At 70.9% G+C, this 14,722-nt stretch carries 14 protein-coding genes; 10 read left to right on the top strand and 4 right to left on the bottom strand.

Annotated elements, in window-relative coordinates; genetic code table 11:
* Nucleotides 1–60: 60 nt before the first annotated feature.
* Entirely contained in the window at nt 61–705 is a 645-nt protein-coding gene (locus NAF06_RS04820; RefSeq protein WP_008582695.1) for a bifunctional 4-hydroxy-2-oxoglutarate aldolase/2-dehydro-3-deoxy-phosphogluconate aldolase, read from the bottom strand.
* 219 nt (nt 706–924) lie between these two features.
* Here NAF06_RS04820 and NAF06_RS04815 point away from each other — a divergent pair, with 219 nt between their 5' ends.
* Nucleotides 925–3,114 carry an elongation factor EF-2 gene (locus NAF06_RS04815; protein ID WP_008582694.1) on the top strand — a complete coding sequence of 730 codons (2,190 nt, stop codon included), beginning with the start codon at nt 925–927 and terminating at the stop codon, nt 3,112–3,114.
* Between the two features lie 111 nt (nt 3,115–3,225).
* On the opposite strand, the gene NAF06_RS04810 is transcribed toward NAF06_RS04815, so the two are convergent.
* Nucleotides 3,226–3,720, bottom strand: a complete 495-nt coding sequence (locus tag NAF06_RS04810; RefSeq protein ID WP_008582693.1) for a DUF3592 domain-containing protein — start codon at nt 3,718–3,720, stop codon at nt 3,226–3,228.
* Nucleotides 3,721–3,982: 262 nt separating this feature from the next.
* Here NAF06_RS04810 and NAF06_RS04805 point away from each other — a divergent pair, with 262 nt between their 5' ends.
* From NAF06_RS04805 to rpsJ, 5 genes are all read left to right on the top strand, one after another.
* Entirely contained in the window at nt 3,983–4,123 is a 141-nt protein-coding gene (locus tag NAF06_RS04805; RefSeq protein ID WP_160162868.1) for a hypothetical protein, read from the top strand.
* Nucleotides 4,120–4,728: an amino acid-binding ACT domain protein gene (locus NAF06_RS04800; protein WP_008582692.1), complete on the top strand. Its 609-nt coding sequence runs from the start codon at nt 4,120–4,122 to the stop codon at nt 4,726–4,728. The genes NAF06_RS04805 and NAF06_RS04800 overlap by 4 nt, the downstream gene beginning before the upstream one ends.
* The gene (locus tag NAF06_RS04795) at nt 4,725–5,723 is read left to right on the top strand and encodes a homoserine dehydrogenase (protein WP_008582691.1); all 999 of its coding nucleotides are present in this window, start codon (nt 4,725–4,727) and stop codon (nt 5,721–5,723) included. The genes NAF06_RS04800 and NAF06_RS04795 overlap by 4 nt, the downstream gene beginning before the upstream one ends.
* Nucleotides 5,724–5,901: 178 nt before the next feature.
* Complete coding sequence (gene tuf, locus NAF06_RS04790) at nt 5,902–7,167, top strand: translation elongation factor EF-1 subunit alpha (RefSeq protein ID WP_008582690.1); 1,266 nt, start codon at nt 5,902–5,904, stop codon at nt 7,165–7,167.
* A gap of 3 nt (nt 7,168–7,170) precedes the next feature.
* A complete protein-coding gene (gene rpsJ, locus NAF06_RS04785) occupies nt 7,171–7,479 on the top strand; it encodes a 30S ribosomal protein S10 (RefSeq protein ID WP_004048854.1) in 309 nt (102 codons plus the stop codon).
* Between the two features lie 83 nt (nt 7,480–7,562).
* Here rpsJ and NAF06_RS04780 read toward each other — a convergent pair whose 3' ends face one another.
* Together NAF06_RS04780 and NAF06_RS04775 are read right to left on the bottom strand one after the other, a co-directional pair.
* On the bottom strand, nt 7,563–8,123 hold the full coding sequence (locus NAF06_RS04780) for a rhomboid family intramembrane serine protease (protein ID WP_008582689.1): 561 nt from the start codon (nt 8,121–8,123) through the stop codon (nt 7,563–7,565).
* A gap of 70 nt (nt 8,124–8,193) precedes the next feature.
* A complete protein-coding gene (locus tag NAF06_RS04775; protein ID WP_008582688.1) occupies nt 8,194–8,487 on the bottom strand; it encodes a DUF7967 family protein in 294 nt (97 codons plus the stop codon).
* A 118-nt stretch (nt 8,488–8,605) separates the two neighbouring features.
* On the opposite strand from NAF06_RS04775, the gene NAF06_RS04770 reads away from it, so the two are divergent.
* Genes NAF06_RS04770 through NAF06_RS04755 form a run of 4 tightly spaced genes read left to right on the top strand, consistent with a single transcriptional unit; the run spans nt 8,606 to nt 14,381 of the window.
* Entirely contained in the window at nt 8,606–9,748 is a 1,143-nt protein-coding gene (locus tag NAF06_RS04770) for a lysylphosphatidylglycerol synthase transmembrane domain-containing protein (protein ID WP_049908656.1), read from the top strand.
* A 30-nt stretch (nt 9,749–9,778) separates the two neighbouring features.
* Nucleotides 9,779–10,960: a hypothetical protein gene (locus NAF06_RS04765; protein WP_008582686.1), complete on the top strand. Its 1,182-nt coding sequence runs from the start codon at nt 9,779–9,781 to the stop codon at nt 10,958–10,960.
* A 39-nt stretch (nt 10,961–10,999) separates the two neighbouring features.
* Nucleotides 11,000–12,124 carry an extracellular solute-binding protein gene (locus tag NAF06_RS04760; RefSeq protein ID WP_008582685.1) on the top strand — a complete coding sequence of 375 codons (1,125 nt, stop codon included), beginning with the start codon at nt 11,000–11,002 and terminating at the stop codon, nt 12,122–12,124.
* 13 nt (nt 12,125–12,137) lie between these two features.
* Nucleotides 12,138–14,381, top strand: coding sequence for a DUF7846 domain-containing protein (locus NAF06_RS04755; RefSeq protein WP_008582684.1), 2,244 nt, complete (start codon nt 12,138–12,140; stop codon nt 14,379–14,381).
* Nucleotides 14,382–14,722 lie beyond the last annotated feature (341 nt).

The following is a 14,722-nucleotide window of genomic DNA, read 5'->3' as shown; positions in this document are numbered from 1 at the left end:
GTCCGGCCGCGGCACACGTCGGGAGATCCGCGGGGCGGCCGCGTTCGGAGTCGAGGCGTCTCAGTCGTCTCCGCGGGCCTCCTCGACGACCCGCGTGAACTCCCGGGCGGTCTCGGTGATGACCTCGTAGTCGCCGCGCTCGGCGGCGTCGTAGTCGACGAGCGCGCCGCCCGCGCCGACCGCGAACGCGCCCGCGTCGATGTACTCGCCGGCGTTGTCCGGGCTCACGCCCCCGGTCGGCATCATCGGGATCTGTCCGAGCGGCCCCTTCATCGCGCCGAGGTGGTCCGGACCGACGGTCTTGGCGGGGAACACCTTCACGAAGTCGGCCCCGGCCTCGTAACCGCGGATCGCCTCGGTCGGCGTCATCACGCCCGGCGCGGTGACGGCACCGTACCGGTTGCACGTCTCGATCACGTCCTCGTGGAGGCTCGGCGAGACGACGAACTCCGCGCCCGCCATCAGCGTGGTCCGGGCGGTCTCGCTGTCGAGGACCGTCCCGGTCCCGACGACGACCTCGTCGTCGAACGAGCCGGCGACCTCGCCGAGCTTCTCCGCCACGTCCGGCGTGTCGGCGGTGATCTCGACGGCGGTGACGCCGCCCTCGCGCAGCGCCTCGGTGATCTCGATGAGCTGGTCGGCCGGGACCCCGCGTAACACCGCGACGACGCCGCTGTCGACGAGGTGCGAGAGCGTCTCGTTCATGCGTCCCCGTTTCCCGAGTCGGGACTTAAAACCGCCCCGATGCCTCCGGGCGGCTCCCCCGGCTACCGGTCACGTCGGCGGCCGCGGAACGGTCCGGCCCGCCGACCGTTCCGTGACAGCGATCGACACGAAATCGGCGGCGATTGGGGTCGATCCCCGCCGAAACGGCCGCGACGAAACACTACCCTTTTGACCCTGCTTTCGATAACACTCGGTATAATGGGCCGACGCAAGAAGATCGTTCAGGAATGTGAGCGGCTGATGGACAACCCGGAGCACATCCGGAACATCGCCATCGCCGCCCACGTCGACCACGGGAAGACGACGCTCTCCGACAACCTGCTGGCGGGCGCGGGCATGATCTCCGAGGACACCGCGGGAGAGCAGCTCGCGATGGACACGAAGGAGGACGAACAGGAGCGCGGCATCACCATCGACGCGGCGAACGTCTCGATGACCCACGAGTACGAGGACACCAACCACCTCATCAACCTCATCGACACCCCGGGCCACGTGGACTTCGGGGGCGACGTCACCCGCGCGATGCGCGCGGTCGACGGCGCGCTGGTGGTCGTCGACGCCGTCGAGGGCGCGATGCCGCAGACGGAGACGGTGCTCCGGCAGGCGCTCCGCGAGGGCGTGAAGCCGACGCTGTTCATCAACAAGGTCGACCGCCTCATCTCGGAGCTCCAGGAGGGGCCCCAGGAGATGCAGGAGCGGCTGATGTCGGTCATCGCCGACGTCAACGAGCTCATCCGCGGGATGGCCGAGAACATGGACGACATCCCCGAGGACTGGACCGTCTCCGTCGAGGACGGCACGGTCGGGTTCGGCTCCGCGCTGTACAAGTGGGGCGTCTCGATGCCCTCGATGCAGCGGACCGGGATGGACTTCGGCGACATCATGGAGCTGGAGCAGAACGACAAGCGGCAGGAGCTCCACGAGCGCACGCCGCTGTCGGACGTCGTGCTCGACATGGTCTGCGAGCACTTCCCGAACCCGGTCGACGCGCAGCCCCGCCGCGTCCCGCGCATCTGGCGCGGCGACCCGGACACCGAGCTGGCCGAGGGGATGCAGCTCGTCGACGAGGACGGCGATGTCGTCTTCATGGTCACGGACATCTCGATGGACCCGCACGCGGGCGAGATCGCGACGGGCCGCGTCTTCTCCGGCACGCTGGAGAAGGGTCAGGAGCTGTACGTCTCGGGGACGGCGGGCAAGAACCGCATCCAGAGCGTCGGCCTCTTCATGGGGTCCGAGCGCGAGGAGGTGGACCGCGTCCCGGCCGGGAACATCGCCTCGGTCACCGGACTGCGCGACGCCATCGCCGGCTCCACCGTCTCGTCCGTCGAGATGACGCCGTTCGAGTCGATCGAGCACATCTCCGAGCCGGTCATCACGAAGTCCGTCGAGGCCCAGAACATGGACGACCTGCCGAAGCTCATCGAGACGCTCCAGCAGGTCGCCAAGGAGGACCCGACGATCCAGATCGAGATCAACGAGGACACCGGCGAGCACCTCATCAGCGGGCAGGGGGAGCTTCACCTCGAAGTGATCACCCAGCGGATCCGCGACAACCAGGGCATCCCGGTCATCACCGGCGAGCCGATCGTCGTGTTCCGCGAGCAGCCCCAGGAGTCCTCCCGCGAGGTCGAGGGGCAGTCGCCGAACCGCCACAACAAGTTCTACATCACCGTCGAGCCGCTCGACCAGGAGATCGTCGACGCCATCCAGCTCGGCGAGGTCTCGATGGACATGCCCGAACTGGAGCGCCGCGAGGCGCTGCAGGAGGCCGGCATGGACAAGGACACCTCCCAGAACGTCGAGGACATCCACCGGACGAACATCCTCATCGACGACACGAAGGGTATCCAGCACCTCAACGAGACGATGGAGCTCGTGCTTGAGGGGCTTCAGGAGGCGCTCGACGACGGCCCGCTGGCCGCCGAGCCGGTCCAGGGGTCGCTGTTCCGCCTCCACGACGCGAAGCTCCACGAGGACACCATCCACCGCGGTCCGGCGCAGGTCATCCCCGCGGTCCGCGACGCGGTCCACCGCGCGCTGATCGACGGCGAGGTCCGCCTGCTCGAGCCGATCCAGGACGTCCGGATCGACGTGCCCTCCGAGCACATGGGCGCGGCGTCCGGTGAGATCCAAGGTCGCCGCGGCCGCGTCGACGACATGTACCAGGAGGGCGACCTCATGGTCGTCGAGGGCATCGCGCCCGTCGAGGAGATGATCGGGTTCTCCTCCGACATCCGCTCGGCCACCGAGGGCCGCGCCTCGTGGAACACCGAGAACGCGGGTTTCCGCGTGCTCGTGGACAACCTTCAGCGCGAGAAGATCATGGAGATCCGCGAGCGCAAGGGCATGAAGCTCGAACTGCCGCAGTCGATCGACTACTTCTAAGTCGGCGACGCGGTCCGCGGGCTCTGCGGTTTCCTTCTGCGAACTTCTTTCTCGACGCCTCCGTCCGAAGCGCTCCCGCCGTCAGCGACAGGTCCGTTCGACGCTGGCTCGTCAGCCGCGGACGCGCCGGAGCGCCACCCGCGCGCCGACGAACGCGAACAGCAGTCCGACCGCCACCGCGACGAGCGGGGCGTTCGACGTCTCGGTCCGCAGGAACGCTCCGTCGGGGTCCGACGGGTCGACGTAGGCGGTGGCGGGCTCGCCGACGGCGTAGCCGTCGAGGACCTCGCGGGCCTCCGACTCGGTGTCGTAGTCGGACGTGATCGTCGACGGGAACAGGTTCGTCCCCGCGTACTCGGTCCCCTCGTACTCGTAGGTGAACCGGACCGTCGGTCGATAGTCAACGTCCCGGCTGCTACCGCTCGACGTCGACTCCACGTCGAGTTCGGTGATCGTCGCGTCGACCTCGACGGCGTCGTCCACGGCGTCCGACTGCTGGGTGTAGTCGTACGCGCCGTACCCGGTCACCGCGAGCCCGATGAGCAGCACGGCGACTGCGCCCTTGAGCGTCTTCGGGCCGTTGACCGAGAGGCCGCCGTCGCTCATGTGGATCGACGACCCCGATTCGGCGGACGGCGACCCGACTGGCGGTAACTCTGTGCGGCGAATCGCGTCCCGGCGCTCGACGGGACTCGTGGAGGGTAGCGCACGCCCCGCCGTCGGTCCGGGTCTCGGATAACTGTATGGGTGGCGGCGTCCGTTCGAGGCGGGCTCACCCGATTCCGTGGGGTACGTTGACAACCGCGGCGGCGAGGCAACGCCTGCCCCCGCCGAAGGCTTATACCGGATCGTCCGACTCCGTTCGGGTATGCAGACGGGCACGACTCCCCTCTGGCGCACCGCGACGGAGCCACCGAGCGACCGCTCCACGTTGGGGACAGGAGCGTGTCCGCGGACGCCGACCCGCGACCGAACCGTCCGCGGTGGGGTCGCGGAGGTGGCGGCGTGAGCGACGGTCGCGACGGGGTCCCCGAGACCGCGTCCGACGAGTCGGAGTCGTCGGCTCCGGGCGCGTCTCCGGACGGGGGTCACGCGGCCGCGACGCCCTCGACGCACACGGTCCGGCTGGAGCTCGTCGACGAGCCCGGCCAGCTGCTCGCCGCGCTCCAGCCGATCGCGGACAACGGCGGGAACCTCCTGTCGATCTACCACGAGCGCGGGAACAAGACCCCCCGCGGCCGGATCCCCGTCGAGGTCGACTTCGAGGCGACCGCGGAGCGGTTCGAGGGGATCGTCGACGCCCTCCGCAGCGAGGGCGTGAACGTGATGCAGGCGGGGACGGAGCGGTACGCAGAGGAGGTGACGATCCTCCTGTTCGGCCACCTCATCGACACGGACCTCTCGGACACGCTCTCGCGGATCGAGGCCTGCGAGTCGGCCTCGGTCGCCGACGTGTCGCTGGCGGCCCCGCAGGGGACCGAGGAGGTGTCGAGCGCGCGGCTCCGGCTCGAAGCCCGCGCGGGCGAGACGGACGCGGCGATCGCGGCCGTCCGGGACCTCGCGGCCGACAAGGAGCTCCGCGTCGTCGAGCCGCTCACGGGGGTGGACGCGTGAGACTCGCCGTTATCGGCGCGGGCGCGGTCGGGCGCTCCGTCGTCGAACTCGCGGGCGAGTACGGCCACGAGGTCGTCGCCGTCGCGGACTCGTCGAGCGCGGTCGTCGCGGACGGAACGGCCGGCGCAGGCGCTGACGGGGCCGTCGGCGTCGACCCGGACGCCGTCGTCGCGCGGAAGGCGGAACGCGGGATCGTCGGCGACGACGACCCGGACGACGCGCTCGCGGCCGACTACGACGTCCTCGTCGAGGCGACGCCGACGACGCTGGACGACGCAGAGCCCGGCTTCTCGCACGTGACCCGCGCGCTGGAGCGCGACCGCCACGCCGTCCTCGCGAACAAGGGGCCGGTCGCGGAGCGGTTCGGCGACCTGCGTGCGGCCGTCGCGGACAGCGACGGCGAGATCAGGTTCGAGGCGACGGTCGGCGGCGCGATCCCGGCGGTCTCGACCGTCGAGGACATCGAGCCGGGCCACGTCACCGCGGTCCGCGGCGTGCTCAACGGGACGGCGAACTTCATCCTCACGCGGATGGCCGCGGAGGGGCTCGACTACGACCACGTGCTCGCGGAGGCGCAGGACCTCGGCGTCGCCGAGGCGGACCCCTCCTTCGACGTGGACGGGACCGACGCGGCGCTGAAGTGCGTCATCCTCGCGAACGTCCTCTCGTTCGGCGCGGCCGACGACCCGGCTGACGCCCGGGAGTTCACGCTCGCCGACGCCGACGTGGAGGGGATCCGCGACGTGCCCGGCTCGGCGCTCCGGCTCGCGGCCGAGGACGGGCGGACGGTGCGGCTGATCGGCGAGGCGACCGGCGACACGGTCCGCGTCGCGCCGCGGCTCGTCCCCGAGAACGGGACGCTCGCGGTCTCCGGGACCCAGAACATCGTCCAGATCGAGACCTCTCACGCCGGCCGGCTCAACATCTCCGGGCGCGGCGCGGGCGGTCCCGAGACCGCGAGCGCGGTCCTCGGCGACGTGGGGCGGCTGGAGTGATCACGCCGGCGATCGACCCTCCTATCGGTCGACCGGCCGTCGCGTGCGGCGGCGTGGCGTGCCCCGCGTTGTCGAGAATCGCCGGACTGCGGCCCGATACTCTGTGGTACGTATCGAAACCGTTTTAGTGGAATCAACCGAAACTTACTCACAGAGCGCCTTAGCGCGTGATTACCCCATGAGTGACAAACCGCACCAGAATCTGGCCATCATCGGCCACGTCGACCACGGCAAGAGTACGCTCGTGGGTCGCCTCCTCTTCGAGACGGGGAGCGTCCCCGAGCACGTAATCGAGCAGCACCGCGAGGAAGCCGAAGAGAAGGGCAAGGGCGGCTTCGAGTTCGCCTACGTGATGGACAACCTCGCCGAGGAGCGCGAGCGCGGCGTCACGATCGACATCGCCCACCAGGAGTTCGACACCGACGAGTACTACTTCACCATCGTCGACTGCCCGGGCCACCGTGACTTCGTGAAAAACATGATCACGGGTGCCTCGCAGGCCGACAACGCGGTGCTCGTCGTCGCGGCCGACGACGGCGTCGCGCCCCAGACCCGCGAGCACGTGTTCCTGGCCCGCACGCTGGGCATCAACGAGCTCATCATCGGCGTCAACAAGATGGACCTGGTCGACTACCAGGAGTCCTCCTACAAGGAGGTCATCGGCGAGGTCGAGGACCTGCTCAACCAGGTCCGCTTCGCGACCGACGACACCACGTTCGTGCCGATCTCGGCGTTCGAGGGCGACAACGTCGCCGAGGCGTCCGAGAACACCGACTGGTACGACGGTCCGACCCTGCTGGAGTCGCTCAACGACCTGCCGGAGGCCGAGCCGCCGACGGACGCGCCGCTCCGCCTGCCGATCCAGGACGTCTACACCATCTCCGGTATCGGGACCGTCCCCGTGGGACGCGTCGAGACCGGGATCCTCAACACCGGCGACAACGTCTCCTTCCAGCCGTCCGACGTGGGCGGCGAGGTGAAGACGGTCGAGATGCACCACGAAGAGGTGCCCAAGGCCGAGCCCGGTGACAACGTCGGGTTCAACGTCCGCGGCATCGGCAAGGACGACATCCGCCGCGGCGACGTCTGTGGCCCGGCCGACGACCCGCCGAGCGTCGCCGAGACGTTCAAGGCGCAGGTCGTCGTCATGCAGCACCCGTCGGTGATCACGGCCGGCTACACGCCGGTCTTCCACGCCCACACGGCGCAGGTCGCCTGTACGATCGAGTCCATCGATCAGAAGATCGACCCCTCGTCCGGTGAGGTCGCCGAGGAGAACCCGGACTTCATCAAGTCCGGCGACGCCGCGGTCGTCACCGTGCGCCCGCAGAAGCCGCTCAGCATCGAGCCGTCCGGCGAGATTCCGGAACTCGGCAGCTTCGCCATCCGCGACATGGGTCAGACCATCGCGGCCGGCAAGGTGCTGGAAGTCAACGAGCGATAATCGATGCAGCAGGCACGCGTCCGCCTCGCCGGCACGAGCCCCGAGGACCTCGACGACATCTGCGACGACGTCCGCGAGATCGCGGACTCGACGGGAGTCGCCCTGTCGGGCCCGATCCCGCTGCCGACGAAGACGCTCGAGATCCCGTCGCGAAAGTCCCCGGACGGTGAGGGGACGGCGACGTGGGAGCACTGGGAGATGCGCGTCCACAAGCGTCTGATCGACATCGACGCCGACGAACGCGCGCTCCGCCAGCTCATGCGCGTCCAAGTGCCGAACGACGTCAGCATCGAGATCGTTCTGGAAGACTGAGCGCTAGGGCGTTTCTCTACCCTCTCTTTGTTTTCACCCGCCGAGCGACTGCGCCGGCGACGCCGCCGGAGCGGGACTCCGCCTCACCGCGCGTCGAGGAGCCCGACCCGACCGGCCGCGAGCCCGCAGAACGCGCCGGTCGCGTGCGCGATCAGCGCGACGCCCGGCGCGGCCGTCGTCGCGGTGAGGGCGACGGCGACGAGACCGAACAGCAGGAACTGGACGCGCGGCGAGAGCCGCAGGCGGTCGAACAGCGTCGCGCTCACAACGTTGCCCGCGAGCAGGTAGCCGCCGAGCGCGAACACCGCGCCGCTGAGTCCGAGGACGGCGGCCCGGGGACCGAGCAGGCCGCCGACGGTCACCTGCGCGACGCCCGCGAGCGCGCCGGCGGTCACGACGAACGCGTGGAAGCGGCCGCGGGTCGTCCGCCGCTCGACGAGGGGACCGACGAGCAGCAGCGAGAGGGCGTTCGCCAGCAGGTGACTCACGGAGCCGTGCGCGTACACGCTGGTGACGAGCGTCCACGGGGCGACGGACAGCGGGGTCGACAGCGCGAACAGCCCCGCGAGACCGACGACGCCGAGCGCGGCCTGAACAGCGCCGACGAGGAGGGCGATTCCGAGCGTTTCGAGGGTCGCACGCATCGAACGGCCGTTGGGCCCGAACGGTCAAAAGGGTGTGCGGGGTCGCTCGCGGATCCGCGTCGGCCGTCGGTCAGATCACGTCGTCGGGGTCGTGCGCGTCCGCCATCCGCGTCGCCTCCGCGGCGTACCGCTCGCGGTCGTCGGGGTCGTCGACGGTCCCGACGTTCGACGGCGGCGCGTCGACGGCGGCCGTGGTGTCGCGCACGTCCGCGAAGGAGGTGAGCGCCTGCTCCTTACGGAAGTAGCGCTCGCCGTCCGGCGTCGCGTACGTGAGGATCACCATGTTCTGCTCGTCGTCCGAGTACGTTCGCTCGACGAGCCACATTCGAACCCCGTCGCCATCGGTCGCTTCGCTCGCGTTCATGACGCGTCGTTCGACACCAACGAGCAAACGCGTTACGCCGGGACGCCGTCGGTCTTGGCCCGAGATTCGCCTCTCCGAACCGCCAGCGTTATGTTCTTTAGGGCGACCTAAACAAATGATGAATCCGCGCGTCGTCGCCGCTCGGCTCCGCGAGCGGCTCTCCGGAATCCGCGAGCGGCTCCCGCGGGGCTCTATCGCGGTCGCGGGGACGGTCCTCGTCCTCGCCGTCGGCGGCGCGGTGCTGGCGCGGACGCTGGACGCCGAGGCCGTCGTCGCGGCCGCGGCCGCCGCGGACCCGCGGCTCCTCCTCGCGGCGCTCGTCGTCTACCTGCTGTCGTGGCCGGTCCGGGGCCGGCGGTACGGCGACATCCTCGCGCCGATGGGGCACCGCTGTCGGACCGGCTTCCTCACGGCGGCCGTGTTCGCCAGCCAGACCGCGAACTTGGTCGTCCCCGCGCGGGCCGGCGACGGGGTCCGCGCGTACCTCCTGAAGCGCCGGCGCGAGGTACCGTACCCGACTGGCGTCGCGTCGTTGGCGGTCGAGCGCGCCTTCGACCTGGTCGCGCTCGGCGCGCTCGGCGGGGCCGGCGGGGCCGCGCTCGCGGCCCTCCTCGCCGGGGGCCGGTCCGTGCCCCCGGACGGGTCGGGGCGGGCGGTCGCGGCCGCCGCCGGGACCGCGCTCGCGGCCGCGGCGCTCTCCGCCGTCGGCGTCGCGGTCGCTCGCGGCGACCGACGGTTCGGTCCGACCCTCCGCGAGCGCGCGGCCGGCTCCCGGCTCTCCGGGGCCGTCGACGCCGCCGTCCGGTTCGGTGCCGCCGTCCGGGTGGTCGCCGCCGACGCCGGGGCGGTCGCTCGGGTGGCGCTCGCGAGCGGCGTCGTGTGGGCGGCGGACGCCCTGACCGCGGTGCTCGTGCTCGCCGCGCTCGTGGGCGGCTTCGGGGGCGGGGTCGACCCCGCGACGCTCCTCGTCGTCGGCACGCTCGCGGTCTCGGCCGGGAACCTCGCGAAGGTGCTGCCGCTCTCGCAGGGCGGGATCGGCCTCTACGAGGCGGCGTTCACCGGCATCGTCGTCGCGGTCACGCCCGTCCCGGCCGAGACCGCGCTCGCCGCGGCGGCGCTCGACCACGCGCTGAAAAACGCCGTCACGATCGCCGGCGGGGGCGTCGTCGCGGCCGCGTTCGACCTCTCGGTGACCCGCTCCCCGGACGATCCGGAGCCAGAACCGGACGCGGCCGCGACGCGGTCGGCGTCGGACCGCTAAACTTTTAGGCAAGCCTAAAAACAAGCTCGTATGGACGCGACCGTCTCGGACCGCAACGGTCCGGATATCTGCGTGATCGTCCCGACGATCCGGGAGTACGAATGCGTTCGCGCGTACGTCGAGAACGCGCGCGAACACGGGTTCGACGTCTCGCGGCTCCACTTCGTCCTGGTCACCGAGGACTTCTGTGAGACCGACGAGATGCGCGCGATGCTCGACGACCTCGGCGTCTCCGGCGAGGTGTTCGACGGGACTCGCCGCGAGGAGTGGTACGAGGCGAACGACGCGGCGGCGTACGGTCACGTCGTCCCGGCCGCGAGCCACGCCGAGACGAGCTTCGGCCTCCTCTACATGTGGGCCGACGAGTCGTTCGACTACGGCGTGTTCATCGACGACGACACGCTCCCGCACGACGACGTGGACTACTTCGGCCGTCACATGTGGAACCTCGCGTTCGGCGGCGAGATCGAGCGCGTCGCCTCCGACGAGGACTGGGTCAACGTCCTCTACCAGAACGCCGACGAACACGGGCTGTACCCCCGCGGATACCCGTACGCCGCGATGGACGAGACGGTCGAGACGGGCTCGGTCGCGGTCGAGTCCGGCGAGGTCGTCGCCTCGCAGGGGCTGTGGACCAACGTCCCCGACCTCGACGCCGTTCGGATCCTGATGGACGGCGACCTCGAAGGGCAGGCGCAGACCCGCACGAGCGCCGCCGACTTCGAGCGTGACTTCGTCGCCGCGCGCGGCAACTACCTCACCGTCTGCTCGATGAACCTCGCGTTCCGCCGCGAGGTGATCCCCGCGTTCTACCAGCTGCCGATGGACGACAACGAGTGGGACGTGGGCCGGTTCGACGACATCTGGTCGGGGCTGTTCTTAAAACGCGCCTGCGACGTGCTCGGAAAGCGGATCTACAACGGCGACCCGCTCTGCGAGCACAACAAGGCCCCGCGCTCGACGTTCGACGACCTCGCGAACGAGGTGGCCGGACTGGAGCTGAACGAACACGTCTGGGAGGTGATCGACAGCGTGGGAGAGGACGCGGACTCGTACGCGGCCGCGTTCGCCGCGATGGCCGACGCGCTCGCGGAGGGCGAGTTCGACGAGTGGAACAACGGCGCGTTCCTCAACCACTGCGGGGAGTACATGCGCGACTGGCTCGACTGCCTCGACGCCGTCAGCCGGACGTCGGCGGTCGCGGACGACTGAACCGACACGACTAAAACCATTTAGGCAAGCCTAAAACACATGACGAACCACGACCTCACGAACGCGAACCGCAGGCGGTTCCTCGCGAGCGCCGCCGCGGTCGGCGCGGTCGGCCTCGCTGGCTGTAACGGGACGACGGATGACTCCGGCGGCGACGCGCAGTCGAACATCGGACAGATCGGCTCCGGCCGCGAGGGGCGCGAGCTCCCGGGCGGCACGCCGATCTCCGAGATGCCCGACCTCTCGGGCGAACTGACGGTGTACTCCGGCCGCAACGAGTTCCTCGTCGGCCCGCTCGTCGAGTACATCAACGAGCAGTACCCGGACCTCGACCTGACCGTCCGGTACGCCGACTCCACCGACCACGTCAACGCGATCCTCAACGAGGGCGAGGGGTCGCCGGCGGACGTGTTCTACTCCGTCAACGCCGGGTCGCTCGGCGCGCTCGCCGACGAGGGGCGCACGCAGGCGATCCCGAGCGACGTGGCCGAACTGGTCCGCGAGGAGTTCCGGACCGACCAGTGGATCGGCACCTCCGGGCGCGCCCGGACCGTCCCGTACGACAGCGGCGAGTACGACGCCGACGACGTGCCGAGCGACATCATGGAGTTCCCCGAGGCGTTCGACGGCGACCTCGCGTGGGCCCCCTCGTACGGGTCCTGTCAGGCGTTCGTCACCGCGATGCGGATCCTCGAAGGCGACGAGACCACCCGCGAGTGGCTCGAAGCCGTCGTCGAGTCGGGTGCGACGGCCTACGACGACGAGTTCCGCGTCTGCGAGGAGATCGCGAACGGGACCGTCGACGCCGGGTTCACGAACCACTACTACATCCAGCGCGTCCTCGACGGCAGCCCGGACGCGACGATAGACACCGCCTTCACCGAGGGCGACGCCGGCGCGGTGTTCAACGTCGCGGGCGCTGCGATCGTCGACAGCGCCTCGGACGTCGACCTCGCCGGGAACTTCGTCCGGCACCTGCTGTCCGCGGAGGCGCAGGACTACTTCGCGCGCTCGACGTTCGAGTACCCGCTCATCCCCGACGTGGAGCCGATCGGCGACCTCCCGACGATCGATGAACTCGACGTGCCGGACATCGACCTGACGGAGCTGTCCGACCTGGAGGCGACCGTCGACCTCATGCGCGAGGCCGGCGTCGACATCTGACGCGTCCCGCCCCGTGTCGTCCCGCCCCGCCCCGTCCCCTCTCGCGTGGTCCGCGTCTTGGTTCCGCCAGCGCGTCGCTCGCGCGGACCGGACGACGGCCGCCGCGGTCTGCGTCTCGCTCGCCGCGGGGCTCCTCACGTTCGCGGTCGCCGCCACCCTGTTCTCGCACCACTCCGCGAACCACGACGAGGGCGTCTACCTCACGCAGGCCGCGCTCCTGCTCGGCGGGCAACTGGAGTTCCACGCCGGTCCCCTCGCCGACGCCGTCCACCCGTGGTTCTTCGTCGAGGACGGCGGGCGGCTCTACCCGAAGTACAGCCCCGTTCCGGCGGCGACGTACGCGGTTTCGATGGCCCTGTTCGACGAGCCGCGGGTGACGCTCGCGGCGGTCGCCGCGGGCAACGCCGCGCTCGTCTACCTGCTCGGGGCCATGACCGCCGGTCGGCGGGCCGGACTCGCGGCGGCCGTCCTGTTCGCGGCGTCGCCGATGGCGGTCCTCACCGGTGCGACATTTCTCCCCTACGCGCCGACGACGTTCTTCAACCTCCTGTTCGCGGTCGCGTACCTCCGGAGCGTCCGCGACGGGTCGACCGCGGCCGCCGGCGTCGCCGGCGTCGCGATCGGGATCGCCTTCTTCGCGCGCCCGTTCACCGCGGTGCTGTTCGCGGCCCCGTTCATCGCACACGCGCTGTGGCGGGTTGGGTCGGCGGTCGCGGCCGAGGGCCTGAACCTCCCGACGCTCCCCGCCCCGGTCCGCAGGCACGGCCTGACGGCGCTGTTCGGGACGCTGTTCGTCGGCGTCACGCTCGCGTACAACCTGCGGGTGACCGGCTCCGCGCTCACCTTCCCGTATCAGGCGTTCGCGCCGATGGACGGTCCCGGGTTCGGCGAGCGCCGCATCCTTGGCCACTCGGTCGAGTACACGCCCGCGCTGGCGCTCGAATCGAACGGGTACGCGCTGTGGGTGCTCGCGACCCGGTGGGTCGCGGCGGGACCGGTCGGGACGCTGCTCGCGCTCGCCGGCGGCGCGGTCGCGGTCCGGCGGTGGCGCGCCGGTCTCGACCTCTTCCCGGCCGCCGCCCCCGGGGACGACTCCTCCGACTCACTCGACTCTCCCCACTCCCCCGACTCACCCGGGTCGCCGGCGTTCCGGCGGACGGCGGCCCTGCTCGTCGCCGGCGTCGTTCCCGCCGTCGTCGTCGGCAACCTGTTCTTCTGGGGGACGCACAACGCGCTCGCGACGCTGTCGGACCCGGCCGACGGGCTGGCGTCGCTGTTCGGGCCGTTCTACCACTTCGACCTGCTCGTCCCGTTCTCGGTGTTCGGCGGGGTCGCCGTCGCCGCCGGAGCGCGGTCGCTGCCGCGGCTCCGCGCGCGGATCGCGGCCCGGACCGGGTCCGACGGGAGCGCGCGCGCCGCGGTCGCGCTCGTCGTCGCGGTCGCGCTGCTCGCCGCCGGCGGGGCCGCGGTCGCGACCGCCTCGGAGCCGGTCGAGCGCAACGCGGCCATCGACGCCAAACACGAGGCCGCCTACGCCCCGTTCGAGGAGACCGAGTTCGAGGACGCGCTGGTGTTCGTCCCCACGCCGTACGGCGAGTGGCTCAACCACCCGTTCCAGGGGCTTCGGAACGAGCCGGGACTCGACGGGGACGCGGTGTACGCGCTCGACCGCGACCCGGTCGAGGACTTCGCGGTCCTCGACGCCTACCCGAACCGCACTCACTACCGTTACGGCTACCGCGGGGCGTGGACCGCGGACCCGGACGACCGCGTCACGCCGAAACTGGAGCCGATCGCGGTGCGGTCCGGCTCGCGCGTGGACGCCGAGACGACGGTGGGGGTCCCCGAGCGCGTCGACACCGCTCGGGTCCGGATCGAGACGCGCCGCGGCGAGGGGCGGACGACGTACGCGGTGAGCGACCCCGACGCCGGCGACCCGCTCGCGGTCGAGTGGTCCGTCGGTCCCGACGGGGTCCGGCTGGCGGGCGCGCCGAACGGCTCGGCGTCGATCGACCCGGCGGGCGACGTCGCGGTCCTCACCGTGACGCTGGTCGCGCCCGACGGCTCGACGTTCACCTACCGACAGGAGGCGACGGTCCGCGGGGTCGATTCCGGTCGCGTCGAGGTCGTCTGGCCGCCCGAGCGGTCTGTCTGTCGGCTCGTCACGGAGTGCGGGAGCGAGGGGACGTACCTCCCCGACCAGCCCAACGAGCACTCGGAGTGGGTGGTCTTCGAGACGGCCGCCGAAACCGAGTGAGATCGGGAGGTCGGTCGCGCTCGCGGTACCGGATCGAGTGGTGTGGCCGTCGAAGTCTCAGCCGCTCACCACGACGCGATCCATTCTGGCGACATGGCCGCCGAAGCCCTGGCCCGGAGGTGGACAGACGCTCGCTGCGCTCCTCTTCACTCGCTTCGCTCGTTCCTGCGGTGCTTACGTCGCCTCTGTCCACCTCCGGGCTGCCCCTTCGAGCCCCGCCCACCGCGACCGCACAGCACCTCACGCCTCCCCAGCCTCGCGGCTCACGCTCTCCGAGCGCTCGCCGCGTCCAGCGAGGGACCTTCGGCCCCTCTGGCAGCCGGCGCGCAGCGCCGGCAACC

This window comes from Halorubrum hochsteinianum (assembly GCF_023702125.1).
GTDB lineage: Archaea > Halobacteriota > Halobacteria > Halobacteriales > Haloferacaceae > Halorubrum > Halorubrum hochsteinianum.
The sequence above is the reverse complement of the archived record's forward strand: the minus strand, read 5'-3'. Positions and strand labels throughout refer to the sequence as shown.